The 17,952-nt window shown below is 53.0% G+C and carries 12 protein-coding genes; 1 reads left to right on the plus strand and 11 read right to left on the minus strand.

The window, feature by feature from the left end; all coding sequences use genetic code 11:
- Nucleotides 1-236: 236 nt before the first annotated feature.
- The 9 genes from AC3G2T_RS12615 to AC3G2T_RS12655 all read right to left on the minus strand — a co-directional run bounded on the left by AC3G2T_RS12615 (nt 237) and on the right by AC3G2T_RS12655 (nt 13,274).
- Entirely contained in the window at nt 237-1,415 is a 1,179-nt protein-coding gene (locus AC3G2T_RS12615) for a response regulator (protein ID WP_488435661.1), read from the minus strand.
- Nucleotides 1,387-3,195 (minus strand): sensor histidine kinase, encoded by a 1,809-nt coding sequence (locus AC3G2T_RS12620; RefSeq protein WP_488435662.1) that lies wholly within the window; start codon nt 3,193-3,195, stop codon nt 1,387-1,389. Before AC3G2T_RS12620 ends, AC3G2T_RS12615 begins: the two co-directional genes overlap by 29 nt.
- Before the next feature lie 160 nt (nt 3,196-3,355).
- Entirely contained in the window at nt 3,356-4,183 is an 828-nt protein-coding gene (locus AC3G2T_RS12625; protein ID WP_474682939.1) for a carbohydrate ABC transporter permease, read from the minus strand.
- Nucleotides 4,180-5,049 carry a carbohydrate ABC transporter permease gene (locus AC3G2T_RS12630; protein WP_488435766.1) on the minus strand — a complete coding sequence of 290 codons (870 nt, stop codon included), beginning with the start codon at nt 5,047-5,049 and terminating at the stop codon, nt 4,180-4,182. The genes AC3G2T_RS12625 and AC3G2T_RS12630 overlap by 4 nt, the downstream gene beginning before the upstream one ends.
- Before the next feature lie 90 nt (nt 5,050-5,139).
- Nucleotides 5,140-6,441 (minus strand): ABC transporter substrate-binding protein, encoded by a 1,302-nt coding sequence (locus AC3G2T_RS12635; protein ID WP_488435663.1) that lies wholly within the window; start codon nt 6,439-6,441, stop codon nt 5,140-5,142.
- 113 nt (nt 6,442-6,554) lie between these two features.
- Entirely contained in the window at nt 6,555-7,604 is a 1,050-nt protein-coding gene (locus AC3G2T_RS12640; protein ID WP_488435664.1) for a response regulator, read from the minus strand.
- Nucleotides 7,597-9,384: a sensor histidine kinase gene (locus AC3G2T_RS12645; RefSeq protein WP_488435665.1), complete on the minus strand. Its 1,788-nt coding sequence runs from the start codon at nt 9,382-9,384 to the stop codon at nt 7,597-7,599. Before AC3G2T_RS12645 ends, AC3G2T_RS12640 begins: the two co-directional genes overlap by 8 nt.
- Nucleotides 9,385-9,889: 505 nt before the next feature.
- Complete coding sequence (locus tag AC3G2T_RS12650; protein ID WP_488435666.1) at nt 9,890-11,899, minus strand: beta-galactosidase; 2,010 nt, start codon at nt 11,897-11,899, stop codon at nt 9,890-9,892.
- A gap of 34 nt (nt 11,900-11,933) precedes the next feature.
- Nucleotides 11,934-13,274, minus strand: coding sequence for a glycoside hydrolase family 30 protein (locus tag AC3G2T_RS12655; protein ID WP_488435667.1), 1,341 nt, complete (start codon nt 13,272-13,274; stop codon nt 11,934-11,936).
- Nucleotides 13,275-13,396: 122 nt separating this feature from the next.
- On the opposite strand from AC3G2T_RS12655, the gene AC3G2T_RS12660 reads away from it, so the two are divergent.
- Nucleotides 13,397-14,323 carry a helix-turn-helix domain-containing protein gene (locus AC3G2T_RS12660; RefSeq protein WP_488435668.1) on the plus strand — a complete coding sequence of 309 codons (927 nt, stop codon included), beginning with the start codon at nt 13,397-13,399 and terminating at the stop codon, nt 14,321-14,323.
- Between the two features lie 88 nt (nt 14,324-14,411).
- On the opposite strand, the gene AC3G2T_RS12665 is transcribed toward AC3G2T_RS12660, so the two are convergent.
- Nucleotides 14,412-16,013 carry a response regulator gene (locus tag AC3G2T_RS12665; protein ID WP_474682931.1) on the minus strand — a complete coding sequence of 534 codons (1,602 nt, stop codon included), beginning with the start codon at nt 16,011-16,013 and terminating at the stop codon, nt 14,412-14,414.
- A 5-nt stretch (nt 16,014-16,018) separates the two neighbouring features.
- Entirely contained in the window at nt 16,019-17,839 is a 1,821-nt protein-coding gene (locus AC3G2T_RS12670) for a sensor histidine kinase (RefSeq protein WP_488435669.1), read from the minus strand.
- Between the last annotated feature and the right edge of the window lie 113 nt (nt 17,840-17,952).

Consider the following 17,952-nt stretch of genomic DNA (forward strand, 5'->3'; position numbering starts at 1 on the left):
CGCTGGGGCCTGCCCCAGGCTCTCCCGGCACGGCCGCGCAGCTCGGACCTGCCTCGCCCGCTGGGGCCTGCCCCAGGCTCTCCCGGCACGGCCGCGCAGCTCGGACCTGCCTCGCCCTCGGGGCCTGCCCCGGGCTCTCCCGGCACGGCCGCGCTGCACGCCCCCGCGCGCGCCAACAACAAAAAATCCTTCATGCCCGCCGCTGTCTTGCAGTGCGAGGCATGAAGGATTTTTTTCTACTGGTTCCGGTATTCGAGCGGTGTTACTCCGATGCGCTCTTTGAACAGCTTGCTGAAGTAATGCGGGTTCGTGTATCCGAGATCGGCAGCAATTTCGTACACTTTTTTGTTGGATTCGCGCAGCAGCTTTTGGGCGTATTCCAGCTTGTTGCGGATGACGTATTCGCTGAAATTTTCGCCGACTTCCTTCAGAAACACCCGGCTCAAATGTCCTGTGCTCACATGAATTTCCGCTGCGATCTTGGCCAGCGTAATGTCCTCCAGCAGATGCCTGTCGACCAGTTCTTTGGACTTGCGGACGATCAGATTATCGGTTTGTTCGTTGACGGGAAGGCGGAGCAGCGACTCCATGTACGCTTTGGGCAATTCGTGCAGGTGGGCGTACGTGGAGCTCGCCGAGAAAATGACCGCAACGTTCAGCAGCTCCAGCACTTTCTGCCGCAAGCTTTCCAAATATTTGCCCCGCTCCAATGGCTTCACGTCCCTGGACTTTTCCACCGCCGGCGCGATCCAAATGATTTCCCGGTACTGGCGGTGAAACACGACTCCGCCCCAGTCCTTGGACACAAATTCTTCGATCAAATATTGCACCGAAAGGAACCGCAAGTGCTCGGAATCGTCATCGTCCGAAATCGCGTCTTCTCGTCTGCGTAAAACCGTAAGCCAGTACCCCTGCCGGTACTCCTCCGTCTGCAGCTCGGGAAGCGCCGGATTGTCGGGAAGCGTGTACTTGTCCAGCAAGGATAGCAAATAGTTGTTCCTTTCGTCCTCCGTCAGATGCTGCTTCGCCGTCTGCGTCTCCTCCAAAATCGCCACGGCCTTTCGGAGGATCGCTGTAATCTCCTCCTCATCCATCGTCGGCTTGTGCAAATAATCGACGGCCCCGATGCGCAGCGCTTCCTTGGCGTAGGAGAAATTATCGTAGCTGCTGACGAAAATGATTTGCACGCCCGGATGCCGCCGCTTGATCTGTTTGGCCAGCTCAAGGCCGTCCATACCCGGCATCCGGATATCCGTCATCACGATATGAATCGGCTCCGCATCCATAATGCGCAAAGCTTCTTCCCCGTTGGAAGCTTCCGCTTTCCAAAAGACCCCCAAGCTTTCCCAGTTGACCATATAACGCAGCCCGACCCGTACGATGGATTCATCTTCCACTACCAGCAGATTCCACATGATCGTCTCTCTCCATTTCCATCGTTTTATACGGCATTTTAAGAACGACCTGCGTGTACCCCTCGATCCGTTCTACAGTCAGCCCATACTCGTCACCGAAGCGCAGACGGATGCGATCGCGGACGTTGCGCAGGCCGATATGGGAGGAATCGGCGCCGCTTTCATCCGGCAAAAGCAGCGGGCCTTCCTCGAAACCGCTCCCGTCGTCTCTGATTTCAATCCGCAGCGTGCGGTTTTCGTCCGCCAGAGCAGCCGTAACGGCGATGTGCAATTTGCGCTCCAGCCCCTTCGCTCCGTGAAAAATCGCATTTTCCAGCAAAGGCTGAAGCAGCATAGGGGGCACGGCCGCATTCAAAATCCGCTCCGGAACGGACCATTCCAGCTCAAACACGTTCGTATACCGCAAATCCATCAAAAGGGCGTAATCCTTCAGCAGCCGGATTTCATCCTCCAGCGAGACGAGCTCGGTGTCCAGCTTCATATTGGCATGAAGCAGCTTGTTCAGCGACTGAATAAGCTTGGCAATCTGCGTCGACTGCTGAAGAATCGCCAGCATGCGGATGGAATTCAGCGTATTGTACAAAAAATGCGGCTGAATTCGCGCCCGGAGCGCATACAGCTCCGCATGCCGCTTCTGCCGCTCTTTGACTTCGATCGACTGGATCAGCTCGTCCAGCCGCTGCACCATGCGCGCATAGCTGTGCTGAAGCTGGCCGATCTCATCCTCGCGGGCGAGCGATGCGGGCACCGAGAACTTGCCCCGCTCCACCTCGCGCATGGAGCGAATCAGCTTCGATATGGGCTTCGACAGCCCGCGCGCCAGCAGGAACGAAACGGCAGCGGCCGCAAAGCCCATTGCAATGACAATGGCGATCGTGTAATTGCGGATCGTCCGGCTGCCCTGCAGCATTTCGTCGCGGTTCACGCCCATGTACACTTTCCAGCCCAAGTAATCGCTCTGCAAAAACACGCCGTTGAACGATCTTCCGTTCGAGTCCTCGGAAACGGAGGATTCCCACGTTCCCTTTTTTTGCTCCAGTCCGCTCGATTGGAGCTGTTCGGCCAGCTTTTCGTCCGAAGCGTAGATCAAATTCCGATCCTTGTCCAGCACGGTGACCTGCATATTGCGAAGCTGCAGCGAGTTGACGATTTTCGGGATAAAATCGGGCGAGATGAAAATCGCAATAACGGCCAGCGGATGATGATCGTCATCCATGATCAGCCGCGAGCCGATAATCGCATTGAACGGCGTCCCCGTGAACTGGCGGATTTCCTCGACTCCGGTAATGACGAAGCCCCCCTCCTGGGCCATCACCTGCTTGTACCAATCCGACTTCTTCACATCGTCTTCCGGGTTGATGGCGGAATTGCCGCTGACGAGATAACCGTTTTGCGTGCCGTTAATGCCGTAAACCATCAGCCCCTTGATCGAGGAATTGATCGACGGGTAGGCGCTCATCAGCCGGACCATCGTTTTTTGCGCGTTGATTTCCCCGGTCCCCCAATGCTCAGGCGAAACAAAAGGCTTGTTCAAAAAATTGAAAATGTCCGGCAAAAAATAAGGAAGCATCGAAAACCGGTCGAAGTCGCTGATCTGGCGCTCGATCGAAGTGTTCAACTGCGCGAGGATGACGCTCAAATCCTGTTCCGTCTGATTGTGAAGCATTTCGGATGATTTCTGGTACGCCGTCGTCCCGATCAGCAGTGACGGAATGCTGCTCAGCAAAATAAACAAGACAAACAGCTTCGTCTGGTAGCGGCTATTTTTCCATCTCGACATGTTCATCCCCCTAATTAAAGCGGATTCAAGAAAAAAAGCCCCTTTTTTGAATAATTCAATAAAAGGGACTTCCGATATAAAATAGCATCACAATTCGTTTATTGTCAACAGGCTTGTTCATTTTTATGCGCCTGCAATCGTCTTTTTCAAGCTGTACGCGTTAGCCTTTTACCGCGCCTTCCGCTATTCCCGATACGATGAATTTCTGGAAAATGGCATAAATGATAATGACCGGAATCGCGGTCAGCACTAAAGCGGCCAAAATAAGCGACCAATCTTTCGTATACTCGCCGAACAATTTATTCGTGGAAAGAATGAGCGTGTAATCGTTAACGTCGGACAGCATCAGCAAAGGCAGCAGGAAATCGTTCCAAATCCACAAAAAGTTAAGAATACCGATCGTGACGGTAATGGGCAGCAGCAGGGGCAAAATAATCGTGCCGAACGTTCTGAACTGTCCGCAGCCGTCCATGTAAGCCGATTCCTCCAGCTCCCGCGGGATCGATTTGACGAAGCCGTGATACAGGAAGATCGCCATATTGACCCCAAGCCCTACGTAAATGACCGCCAGCCCGTATACGCTTCCTTGCAGCGACAGCGCTTTTGCCGTCTTGACCAGCGGAATCATAATGGAGTGGAACGGCACCAGCATCGAGGAAATGAACAAAAAGAAGATGAAGCCGCTCACCTTGCCAGGCGTCCGCGAAAGCTTGTAGCCGGCCAGCGAGGAAAGCAGCAGTATGCCGCCGATCCCCAGAACCGACAGAAGGACCGTGTTCAGCAGGCTGCCGAGCATTTGCGTTTTTTCGTAGGCGCTGGAAAAGTTCTCAAAATGAAACATTTGCGGCAGAGCCAAAATGGAGCTGAACATTTCCCCTTCCGTCTTCAGGGAATTGATGAGCGTCATATAGAGCGGGAAGAAAGAAACGACAGCAAACAGCGACAGTAACACAACGATGAAGTAAGAACCCGCCCGCATCATTCTCATGCTTCCACCTCTCTCTTCTTCATGACGAACACCTGAGCGAACGTAAATATTAAAATAATGACGAACAGGATCACGGATTTGGCGCTGGCGTAGCCGTACAGGAAATTGTTTGAAAAAGCTTCCTCATATATGTTCATCGTGATGACCTGCGTGCTTCTTCCCGGCCCGCCGCCGGTTAATCCGAAGACGATCTCGTACACCTTGAAAGCGCCGTTGAGCGTGAGGAAAAAGCAGATCGTCAGCGCATGCGTAATCATCGGAAGCGTAATATGAACGAGATTTTGAAAAGGATTCGCTCCGTCGATGATCGCCGCTTCCCGCAGCGACTGCGGCACCCCTTGAAGGCCGGCCAAATAAATGATCATCATATAGCCGACGCCGTGCCACAAAGAGACGATGACGATCGAGAAGAAAGACACGTTCGGGTTGCCGATCCACTCCTGATTCAGAAACAGCAGGCCGGTTTTGGCCGCAAGCTGAGGCAGCACCTGAGTGAACATAAAGGTCCACATGAAAGCGCTAATAATCGTGCTGACCATGTTCGGCATGAAAAATACGGTGCGAAAAAACCCTTTCGTTCTTTTCCGCGATTCGATCAGCACAGCCAGCGACAGAGCAATCACATTTTGCAATATAACAACGACAATAACGTATTTGAAAGTAAACCACAGCGCATGGATAAAGTCAGGGTCTTCTTTAAAAGCTTCGACGAAATTGGCAAAGCCGACAAAGCTGTAATCTTTGTTCAATCCGTTCCAATCGGTAAAGCTGTAAAAAAAGCCTCCGACCGTCGGAATCAGCAGCAGGGCAACATACACAATAAACGCCGGGGCGACGAATGCGAACAAAGACACATATTTGTTCATGCTTTTCTGGAGCACGCTGATCACCTCACTTGTTCGAAAATAGCGAAAGACAGCAGAGCCTGCTGTCTTTCTGCATAATGGCAACCGGAATTATTTGTTATTGATTTTGTTGGCGTTTTTCCACGCTTTGTCCAGTCCGCTGATCACATCGTCCTGCGACGTCTGTTTGGCAAAATAGGCCTGAAGCAGCTTGCCTACTTCGTCTTTGACGGCCGGCGGCATCACAGGGTCGTTGTAGGATTTGCCCTCTTTGACGTAAGCGAGCGCGTCGGTCACCCACGGGTAGCTGTTGAACGTATGGTTTTTGGCAAGCGGATTGAATTTCAGGCTGCTGTACAGCTCGTTGGTCACTTTATCGTCAAGCACGAAGTTCACATAGTCCTTCGCCACCTCTTTGTTTTTGCTCGCCGAAGCGACCGCCAGAGATGTCGAAACGCTCATATTGATCATCGTCGCTTTCGGATTGTCGTTGATCGGAAGCGGCGCTACGCCGATCTGCATATCGGGATTCGATTTGAGAATGGAATCCGCGAACCAGGGGCCGTTCACCCACATGGCCGCTTTCCCTTGCGCGAACGCCGCAGCCCCGTCGGTGGCCGCCACTTCGAGCGCCCGCTCCGTGCCGTTGGCGTTGACCAGATCATAGTTGTCGAACAGTTGGCTTTTGATTTCGGCAAAAGATCCTTTGTCGCTGTTCATCCGCTGGACGAAATCTTTGTTGTCGGTGTTGGCCATAGCGCCCACCGTCAGAGGAAGGAAGAGCTGGCCCCACTGCTGTTCTTTGTAAGAAAGCTCGAACGGTGTAATTTTATTTTTCTTCAGCGTCTCGATAACCGCTTTCATTTCAGTCACGGTTGTCGGCGGTTTTAAGCCGAGATCCGAAAACATTTTCTTATTGTACAAGTATCCCCAATACAGCGTTTCAAGCGGAACCGCTACGACTTTGTTGTCGATGGTAACCGACGGCTTCACGCTGTCGAGAAGCTTGCCGGCAAAAGGCTGGCTCGACAGATCTTCCATATAGCCGGCTTTGTAATACGTCGGAATGTCGTTAACCGCATGAAGCGAAAAGACGTCCGGCACGTCGTTGGAAGCCAGTCTCGTTTTCAGGATTTGGCTCGCTTGATCGCTCGGCGGCATCTCCATCTGAATTTTTACGTCGATATTTTTTTCGGCTTTCTCCTTGGCGGCGAATTCGGCGTTGAATTTATCGTACTGCTCCTTGAACCGGGGCTGCGCCAGGAACACTTTCAGGGTAACGGTTTTGGCCGGCGCGCTCCCGGCAGCTTTCGTATCGGATGGTGCTGCGCCGCTATCTCCCTTTGCCCCGCATCCGGCCAACAGCGAAACAACCAGCGCGGAACTGAACGCTACTTTCCAACTTTTTCTCATACTTGTGCGACCTCCCTATTTGTAGTTGCGCTTTCATTTGTCATTGTAAACGAAAAATGAAAGCGTTTAATTGGACGAAATTAACCGCTTTCATTGTAAATTTTTAACCTGACCTAACCTTTGCGCATCTCCCCCGGGGCTATGCCGAAATGCTTTTTGAACACCCGGTAAAAATAGGCGACATCCTCGTAACCGCACATTTCCGCGACGTTTTTAATCGGAATCTGGCTCTCCAGCAGCCATTCTTTCGCCCGCTCCATCCGTATTTGCTGCATGTAATCGGTGACCGTCAGCCCGAACTCGCTCTTGAACGCTCTGCTGAGATACACGTTGCTGACAAAAAAAACTTGGGCGATCTTCTCGACCGTTATCGAATCGGCATAATTGAGATCGATGTACGTTTTGATGTCGTCCAGATTCAGCTTGTTTTTGTATTTCCGCTGCCGCACCGACGATTCGATGGCCGCAGTGTACATATCGATCAAACGCTCGATCATTTCGCCGCAGGAGGAGAAATGCACCGGTTCTTCCGGCAGCACGGATGCGGCGTCCAGCATATTTTTGACGATCAGCTCGCTCAGCAGCAGGGCGAATTCCTGGTAAATGCGTTCCAGTTCGAACGCTTCAAAGCTTTTATGCGTCTGCAGCCGGTCATGCAAATCGCGGAAAATACATTCAACCCGCTCCACATTCAGCTCGGCCACCTGCAGCGACACATGGGGCATCACGTTTTTGACCGTTTGCAGCAGCTCCATATCCATCGCCTGAGATTGGCGCGGGGCGGCCGAAGCTTCGATTTCGGCTCTGCATTTGGCCAGCACGGCGTTCAGCTCGACGGGATCGATCGGCTTCAGCAAGTAATCTTTGGCCTGGCTCAAAATCGCTTGCTTAGTGTACATAAAATCGTCGTAACCGCTGACGACTATGATTTTGATGTCCGGATAGCGGCTGTGAACGAGCCGGATAAATTCGCTGCCGTCCATTCCCGGCATTCTCATATCCGTAATGACCAGATCGGGCGACAGACTCTCTATCGAACGGATAGCCTCCAGCCCGTCTTCGGCTTCGCCTACGACCTCCATGGCGTTAGCTTCCCACTCCCCGAACCTTTTAATCAGATCGCGGTTCCACTGTTCGTCATCGACAATAAGGGCTTTAATCATGGTCGTTTCCCCCTCTCATAGGCAGATGAAGCTTAACCGAAGTTCCTGTACCCGGCTGACTGTCAACGGTAATACCGTACGGTTCCCCGAAGTGCATGCGGATTCTTGCCGCCACATTGACGATCCCGATGCTTTCGCCGGTATCCCACATAGGCTCCGATGTAAAAGCAAGCCGCTCCCGCAGCCGCTCCAAAATGTCCCCGCTCATTCCCAGCCCGTTATCCTCCACCGCAATCTGAATGCCGGCCGGACTTCGGCTCGCCTCGATTCGAATGTCCCAGGCTCCCGTCTTTTTGTCCAGCCCGTGAATAAACGCGTTCTCCACGATAGGCTGCAGCGTTAATTTGGGAATCGGACAGCTTGCCAAACCGGGCTCTACGAAAACATGCACGGAAATGCGGGATGCAAACCGCTGCTTCTGGATGAACAAATAGTTGTTCAGATGCGCCATTTCTTTTTCGATCGACGTCAGTTCGACAGGGTCGCGAATCACATAGCGGAACATATCGCTTAGCGAACGAATGACACTGTAAATTTCATCCGGACTTTTCGAGAAAGCCATACTGCCGATCAACTGCAGCGTGTTTTGCAAAAAATGAGGGTTTACCTGCGATTGCAGCGCTTTCAATTGAGCGGTCCGTTTTTCCAAATTCATGCTGTACTCGGTTTTAATATACTCTTTCAGCCGGTAGGACATGTTGTAAAAGCGCGACTCGAGCAGGCCGATTTCATCGATCCGCGAAATAACGGGCGCTTCGCTCTCCTTGAGCGGAATGAGCCCTTGCATCGATCTGGCCAAATGAACGATCGGCTTGGACGTTTTCCAGGCAACGACCGCCGCTATGAGGATAGAGACGATAATGGAAATTCCGCCGACCACGATACCGTATTGCAGCGTAATTACCGCGCTATGATTGATAAAACCGATGGGAATGACTTTGAACAGCTTCAACCCCCACGGGTTCAGCGTATTATAAAAAACGTAGTAGTCTTTGGTACGAACATAACCGGGCCCTGCATCCGTCTTTTGCAGCAGTTCGGAGATGGAAGGCACCGGAGCCATTTTGCTGGCGGGATGATACAAAACGTCCCCCTGCTGATCCGTAATGAATACGGCATGATCGTGGTCCGGATTCATTAAATTGAGCGTATTTTCCATCATGTCCCACTTCACTTCCAGCGAAATTCCGGCCAGTCTGGCATGGTCTTCGAACCGGTTCACGCTGCGCGTCAGGAAAAAAGTATTTCCGTTATCGCCTTGCTCGATGGCGAAGTCATTATTTTGCCCAAAAATAGCGCCAAATTGGCGCGGAGTCCCGCTGGGCGTTTCGACAATTGTGCCGCTCATGTTGCTGACGGTAAAATATTTGTTCGCATCCTTGGCATACAGCTGGATACCGTTTAACGTGCCTACGTTCGAATAAAAAATCGACAGAATCGTATTCGTCAGCCCTTTTTGCGCGAGGAAGGCGGCGGCCGGGTTCGGATCGTCTATTTTTCGCAAGTTATCGGTAAAAGTCTCATTGATGAGCATCGAATAAACCACATTGTTTAATTGATCCAGCCGGTCTCCCAAATATCCCCCCGTCCAGGTAATCCGCGTCAAATTGGATTCGATGACTTCGCTTTCCACGGATTTTCTCGTGTTTTCCGCCGCCAGCAGCGTGACGAAAGCAACGGGAATCGAAGTCAGCAAAATCATCGTGACAATCAGTTTATTCCGAATACTGCGTTGGAGCGGCTCCAGCAATTTGCGGCAAAAGCGGATCAGAACAATCATGCATCTCCCCCCTCCGTTTGGCTCTGAATGATCAAATGACCAGACTGCCCGTCAAGGCAATCTGGTCCTGAACACATGATTGTTTTCGATTATAAGGCTGCCCAAAATCCACTGCGCCAGAGTCGATAGCCACAATTTGCCTAACTACCTAGCTGGTGACGCGAAAAAAACCTGCAAAAATACATCAATTTGCGCCCTGGACACGCTTGTCGCGAAAAATTCCTGCAATTGTGCAGGCTTTTCAGCGGGGACATGGTCCCAGGTTCACTTTCAGCGAAAATTCCTGCACAATCGCAGGCTTTTCGCCAAAATGAACTGTTTCGGCAGGAAAAACCTGTACTTTCGCAGGTTTTTTCCCTACCACGATGCCTCCTGCCCATTTTGTTCAGTTTCGCGACCTCACCAGGAGAGGTGCGCACCCAGAAAAAGCGGCTGTCCCTCCAATTAGGGGCTCACTGTTTCCCATAGCCCTAACTAAGTGTCGCGACTTTCTCGGGCAGCCTGATTATGCTTCCGTTTCCTCGATAATCGCAAATCCCCAGCGCTCAAGCTGCAGCGCCTGTCCCCGCTTCACGGCTTCGCCGCTCAGCAGCTCCGTGCCGTCCGCATGCGGGTATTCCAACGATTCGGCGCTGTCGGAGTAGTTGAAATAATAGCGGACGGTTCGGCCCTGGCCGTTCACGCCGGATTTCACGATCAGCGGGAAACGAACAGCTTGGTCGGCGCCCCAAAGGCCGGCTTCTTTCGCCGCGGACTCGAGCACTTTGCTCATGACGGCGGCGCTTGGCAGACAGCCGATGTAGGTGGCCGTTCCTTTTCCGTACGCGTTCCTGGTAATCGCCGCGTACGCTCCCCAATGCGGATGGTCGTAGGAGGCCAGCACCTCCGCCGTCGTCGGAGTCAGCAGTTCCATCCACGTCTCCACGCGGTTGTCGTCCGCTCCGACTTCGAACGGATCGCCTTTGAACGCGACCGACTTCGGCTCGACGAACATGCTGTAGCCGATGCCGCAAGCTTCGCCGATCACGCCCGGTTGAACCGTGCTGCGGACTTTGATGTGCTCGTCGGCAAACCCGCTTTTGAACGTATACACGATATGGCCGCCGTTCCGGACAAAAACGTTCAGACGTTCGAGCAGCTCATCGGACGCCGCGTACAGAGCAGGCACGAGCAGCAAGTCGTAGTCCGCCAAATTGGCGCTGCCCGGATGAACGATATCGCAGCCGATATTCATTTTATAAAGCGCATCGTACATCAGTCTTACGACATCGTTGTAGTTGACCTGGCGGCCGGGCAGCGGGAACCATTCGATCGCCGTCAGCGCTTCGTTGCTGACGAGCAGCGCCGCCCGGTTCGTCTTCCGCAGATTCACGAGCTGCGATGACAATCGGGCGAAATCGCGGCCGATCGTCTTAGCCTCATTATAAACGGGATTCGGCGCAAAATCATGGCTTAGCAAACCTTTCCAGTACGTCTCGAAAGAGTTGTGGATGGAATGCCAATGCCAGTACGAGACCATGTTCGCCCCGGAAGCGAGATGGCTGAACGCCTGCAGCCGCAATTGTCCGGGATAAGGAGTCCAGTCCGGAAAAGCTTGCGCCTGCGTCTCCAGCACCAGGTAGTTCGCCGCTTTCAGGGAACGGGTCACATCCCCGCCGAACGAAATTTCGGCTCCGGTCAGATTGTCCTGGGAAGGATGGTAAATGTCCACCCCCGCGATATCCAAAGCTGCGGACGCGGCAAAATGATCCACATCCGGCTGGACGCCGAACGAATAGCCTCTCCATGCGAAATCGAAGTTATGCGTTACAAACTGCCCCGGACGCTTGTACTCGTTCACGATCGCCGTCTGCCACGCCAGAAAATCGGTCACAAGCTTCCGCTGGAAACGGGCGAATTCCGCCCCCAGACTGCCGTTGATCGTGCCGACGACGGACGGGAAGTCTTCCCAGCTGTTGATGCGGTTGCTCCAGTAATCGAGCCCGAATTCATGGTTGAGGCGTTCAATTGTCTGGAACTTGTCCTTCATGTATTTCACGAACATGAACTGGACGTTCGGGCCGGCCGTATGGTAATGCTTCGTCTCATTGTCGACCTGATAGCCGATAACGGCAGGGTGGCCGCAGACGCGCCCGATCAGCTTGCGAATGATTCTTTCCGAGTAAAACAAATATTTCGGATTGGTAATGTCCATAATTTGCCGGGCCCCGTAGCGTCCCGGACCTTTGACCGTTTCCGCCAAAATGTCCGGATGCTCCTTGACCATCCAGGTCGGAACCGCATACGTGGGAGTTCCCACGATAACTTTGATACCGGCTTCGTGCATCGCGTCCAGCACTCTGTCGACATGCGCGAACTCGAACACACCGTTCTGCGGCTCGTGCGTGCTCCAGGTCGACTCGGCGATCCGCACCAAAGTGATGCCGGCTTCCTTCATCATCCGAATGTCCTGATCCAATCTGTCGTAAGGCAAATATTCAATGTAATACGCTGCGCCGTATAATAATTCGTTCATGGCAAGCACCTCCGGTTACTTGGTCGTTATTAGCTTATTTGGCGAATACAATCGTATTGAACGACTCGGGCTCCAGCGCAAAATCGCGCACTTGCGCGCCGTCCGATAGCCGCACAACTCTCGTTTCCGCGAACGGATTGGCGATCACGACCACTTTGTCCCCGTCCGGTCTTGCAAAAGCAAGCGCATTTCCCGTCCACGGGCCTTGTAAGCCGAGACGTACGGAGCCCGGCGAAACAAAGTGCGAGAAATGTTTCATCACATAATATTCCGGGTTCATCGTGGCCTGGCGGGCCGCCGGATCGACCGTAATCATCGAGTTTTGCTCCCAGCCCCACGTGCTGCGCCCTTTCGGCTCCAAAACCATGTTCCAGTAAATATAAGCGTTCACGCCGTTTGTAAAATAGTGCTGATACAAATTGTATACGTATTTGGCGTAGTCCCACGTATTCGTGCCGTCGCCGCACTCGTTTTCCGTCTGCATGTAGCGGAGCTCCGGGTAGCTTTGCACGGTTCGCTGAATGCCGTATTTGCCCGCCCATTGGTAGCCGACGCCTTTGATATACTTGTACGCTTCCGGATCGCTCAGCACGGTAAACGCGTAGGCATTGAAATCTGATGTCGTTTTCTTCAGCCATTCCTGCCAAGGTTCCGGCGCATTGATCGTCCCGAGCCAAATTTCCGCATCGATCCGGTGCTTCTCGAAAGCCGGCCCCAAATAATCGCGGATGAAATCGCGCAGCTGCTCGCCCGTCCACAGGCAGGATGGGAACTTCTGATCGGCAACCACTTCATTTTGCACATGAATCTGATGAATCGTGATGCCTTCGCTGCGGTAAGCTTCCACAAACTTAACGAAATACAGCGCGTAAGCTTCGAGTATTTCTTTTTCCCAGCGCAAAGTTCCGTAGTTGTACGCTCGCGGGAATTTCATCCAGGTCGGCGGACTCCAGGGAGAAGCGAAAAATTTCAAATCCGGATTGTAAGTCAAAGCTTCCTTGATGTAAGGAATCAAATATTGACGGTCCCGCTCGATGGAAAAATGCTTCATTTCGAGGTCCCCGTCCGTTTCGTTCAAGCTGTACCACTCCAGCGCATAATCGCTGGCGCCGATCGGCAGACGGCAGATGCTGAATCTGTGCTCTCCCTCCGGATGAAACAGCGCATGCATGACGCGGGCTCTTTCTTCGTCCGGCAAATGGCTTAAAGCGGCAAAGCCAAGCTCGTTAAAACAACCGCCGAAGCCTTCCACTTCTTGAAATGTGTCGCCTGTAATGGTGAGATTCGCGTCGCCTGCGGCCGCGCCAGGGGCGGGCTTGTCTGTCCAAAGAGCCTGTTTCGTACTCGAAACCCAGCGAATGTTAGCGTTTTCCATAATATCCTCCATCTCCGTTTCTGAGAACTTGATCCTGCTTAATGTTTATTATAGATTGAGAGTAGCGCAACAGCAGATTGTCCAAACAAGGTTAAATTTACCCAAAACCAAGGTGAGCCGATATGGATCAGCAAAAATACGTTTTGAACTGGCTTCACAATGCCCGCTGGCTGCCCGTGATCGATTGGAACGTCAAATTTTTCGGGGCCCACCTGCAAAAGGTGCAAAAAAACTGGGAAGTGCCGAAGGATTCCCACATTGGCTTCGAAATCAATCTCATTCTTGAGGGATGCCAGGAGACGGTCATCGGGAATAACCGCTACCTGCTTGAAGCAGGCGATATTATTTTGATCCCGCCGGGGTTCAAGCATGTAAACCGCTGCGTTTCGGAAGAAGGAATGACGTATTTTACGGCTCATTTCAATGTGGACGATCCGCTCTTCCGCCAGGAGATGATCAAAAACTCCAGGATCCTGTACCCATCCTCGACCGAGGAAAACGGCAAGCTGCGCAACGTGCTCGACCGTTGGGTCGAAATGGTGCTGCAGCAGCGCGAATATACGACCGCCGACCGCTTCCGGCTGCAATCGACGCTGTTCGAGCTGTTCGGAACGCTCGCCCAACTCGTCCTTCCGGCGGAGGAGAGCCGCGAGACCATCCCTCCCGCGTCCGTGCAGTACGCCAAGGCGATCGCGGAAGCGATCAAGGCGACGATCAATTCGCATAAGCCGTTTAGCGAAGAAGCGGCTGACAAAGCGTTCCGCATCGAGGATATCGTTTCAATGCTCGGGATTAGCCCCGGTTACGGGCTGGAAGTATTCCGCAAAGTGTTCGGCATGTCTCCGCGTCAGTACTTGTCGGAGCTCAAGCTGCATGAAGCCAAAGTGCTGATCCAGCAGCCCGACCTGTCGCTGAGCGAAATCGCCGCAATGCTGGGCTATTCGCATCTGTCCCACTTCAGCAGGCAGTTCAAGCGCTGGACCGGCATGAGCCCCCTGCAGTACCGCAAAGCGAACAGCCCTCTGCACGACAGTCCCGCACGACGCTAGGCGGGCGGGGGGCGGGCGCTGCCGCTAAGCGGCGGGGGCGCGCGTGCCGCTGGGCCGCCAGGGCGGCGGGCGGTTCGTTACAATCCGCTCAGCCTTCCAGATTGTTCCGGTATTGGCTGGGCGTCATCCCGACGTATTTTTTAAACACCTGAAAAAAATATTTCTCGTCATTGTATCCGACATCGTGGGCGATATCGCTTATTTTCATGCCGCGGTTGTGCAGCAGCACGCATGCCTGATCGATACGGATTTTGTGCAAATAATCGAGAAAGCTCGTCTTGAGCTCCTGCTTGAACAGAAGGCTTAAATAGCCCGGCGTGATGAACACTTCCCGCGCGACGGTTTCGCGGCTGATGTCCTTGCGGTAGTTAAGCCGGATGTAATCGAGCGCCGCTTGAAACATTTTGTTGCTGTTTTTTTTCGCGCTGACTTGCTCGCTGACCCGCAGCAGCGCCTCCGAAAGCGCCTGCATGATGTAATCCATGCTCGAATGTTCGACGATGTGCGTCAACTCGACCAAATTTTGCCCGAACACCTCGTCGGTGTCGATGTTTTTCTCGATGCAAAACCGGAATAACGCGAAGACCAACGCCAAGGTCGATTTTTGCACGTGCTCTTTGGAGGTACTTTCCGGCTTCAGCGCTTCGTTAAACTCTTTCAGACTGACCAGAATGGCTTCGCGGTCGCCGGCCGCCACGGCACGAAGAATCGTCCGCTCTTGCGGCAGCGGATAGGATGTGGAATCCGGGTCCGCCTCCACCGTTTCCTTGTAATCGACGATCTTTTCCGTACCGATCACATATTTCAAGTCCAAAGCCTTGACCGCTTCCTGGTAAGAAATCCGCAGATGGCCGATGCCCTTATCAAAGCTGCCGATGCCGGCCGAGACGGAAAATTTGAGGTACTTGCGAATGTTGCCCTGCATCTTTTCCACATGCGTGAGCAGCCCCTCCGTGCCGATCCATTCTTCCGTGTTGAAAATGACGGCGATATTATCGTGATGCTCGAAAGCGGCGCACAGGAATACTGTGGAAAACGTTTCTTCGGCGATGTTTTTCAAGCCGTATTTGAACAGTTCGGTGTCCGCGTTCCCATACTGGCGCCGCAGCAGATGGATGTTATCGATCTGCAGGACGGCGACGCCGAAAAACAGATGCGGGAACTCGAGGCCGTTGATCCGCAAATTGTCCAGCAGCCGCTCATATGGCGCGTGATCCGCAAGCGCGAGCTGGGCGAGCGTCTTCTCCGTCAACAGCGGCAGGCTTTCGCGGAAGCTCGTTTTCAAATGCTCCAGCGTTTGAGTCTGCCTCTGCTCCTCTTCGATCTCGCCTTTCAGCTTAAGCACCGTATCCAAAATTTCCTGCCTCCTGCTCGGCTTCAAAAGATAATCGCTGGCCCCGATCGCCAGCGCTTTTTTGGCGTAGGCGAATTCGTCATATCCGCTCATAATGACGCTTTTGATATGCGGGTATTGGGCCGCCACCTTTTCGATCAGCGTCAGCCCGTCCATTTCCGGCATTCGTATGTCCGTGAGCAGGATGTCGACATGATGTTCCGCCAGCCGCTCCAGCGCCTCGGCCCCGTCCCTTGCTTCGGCCGCAATCGCGACGCCGTGCTTCGTCCAGTCAATGAGCGTGCGGATGCCGGTGCGGGCTCTTTCTTCATCGTCAACGATCATCAGGTTGATCATCTTCTTTACTCCTCCTGAACGTCGATTACGGCAGGGATCGCGATTTCCACCCTCGTCCCTTGCCCGGGTTCGCTGTTAAAGTTCAAACGATAACTGTCTTTGTAATAATGCCTGAGCCGTTCGTTCACATTCTGGATCGCGTAACCGCCCGTTTCCTGGCCGGTGTAGACATCGCTTGCCTGCCTGGGCTCCAATAGGCTCCGAATCGTATCCTCATCCATGCCCGGCCCGTTGTCTTCGATGACAAAACGCAGCGCATCGCCTTCCAAAATGCCCGAGACGCGCAAAATGCCTCCGCCCCGCTTCCGCTCGATCCCGTGAACAAGAGCGTTCTCGATAAACGGCTGCAAAATCAGCTTCAAAATGACATACTGATCAAGCTCTTCCGGAATATCGACCTCATAATGCAGCAAATCTTTAAACCGCATTTTTTGCAAAGACAAATACAGCCCGATCAGTTCTTTTTCTTTCCTGACGCTCGTAAAGCTCTTGCCCCGGTTCAGGCTTAAGCGGAACAGCCGGGATAAATTGATGATCATATCGCTGATCCGGCTTTGGCCCGCAGCCTCAGCCTCCCAAAAAATCGTATCCAGCATGTTGTACAAAAAGTGCGGATTGATCTGCGATTGAAGCGCCTTGAGCTCCGCTTCCTTTTCTTTAATCTGGAGCACGTACACGTCGTCCACCAGCGTTTTAATATTGGCGACCATGCTGTTGTAGCCGCGGCTTAACTCGCCGATCTCGTCCCTGTACTTGATGTCGATCCGCTCGTCGAAGCGGCCGCTCTGGAACCGTTTCATCGAAAGCAGCAGTTGGCGGAGCGGCGCGGTCAGGAACGACGTCAGCAGCATCATGAAAGGAATGCTCAGCAGCAGGCAGAGCAAAATCAGGATGGCGACGAACACCTTGATCGAGCTCAGCTCTTTGGTCAGCAGGGCGAGCGGCACCGCATAGAGCGTCCGCCAGCCGTTCTCGTTCGTTCCGCTGTAAGAGACGAGCAGCTCCTCTCCGTTCACCTTCTCAATCATCGAGCCGGGCTCGGTCGTTTTGGGGATGCTCGCGAGCGGAAGCAGGGTGCCGTCCGTATTGTAAAACGGTTTGCCGGCTGTTAATAACGGCGAGCCGTGCTCATCGAGGATCAGAATGCCGTGATCCTGATCGTACAAATTTTTCAAATATTTGTTGCGAATCGTATCTTCGTTAACTCCGACGAAAATGAAGCCGATCGCCCTGCCGTCCGCCACGCTGCGGATAATCCGGCTCATGCCGATTTTCGCGTTCCTGTTATTTTGGATAAAAACGTTCTTCTCGTCCCGCAGCGGAAACCAGTAGGATGCTCCGTTGAGCTCCACCGTTTTCGTGTAAATATCGCTCTTTTGTATCGTCGGCAAGTTAGTGGGGCCGCTGCTGTCATCGCTCGCCTCCTGATACAAGGGCGGCGGGCTGTTCCCGTACAGAGCCAGGTAGTCAAAATTTCTGGTGACGAGCATCTGATTCATAATCGACGCCGTCGGACCCGAATAGAGCATGCTTTCCAGCTCTTTGGATTCGCTGACATTGCTCTGCAGCCCGGCTTGCACGACCGACGCGAGGCTGAACACGGTGACCCAGTCGGCGATATTTTTTTGCAGCCCCGTGATGCTGTTGTCCACTTCCTTAACAATTCCCAGGTTCGTGGCGCTCACCTTGTTCACGATCTGCCTGCTCGAAGTCTGATATGAATAATAACCAAGCGTTAGAGTAATAACTACAACCAGCGAGTAAAAAAGAATGAAAATTTTGTACTTGATGCTCAAATTCAAATACAGTTTCCCCATCGTCATCATCTGCCTTGCTTCTTGATTAATAAGGCTTTTTATTCGTAAGTATTGTATCCCCGCAGGACAGTTTTAACAATGAGCGGAGGTAAAACATTCGACGATTTTAAACCTTTGACGCT

It is taken from the genome of Paenibacillus sp. sgz302191, from assembly GCF_057749925.1.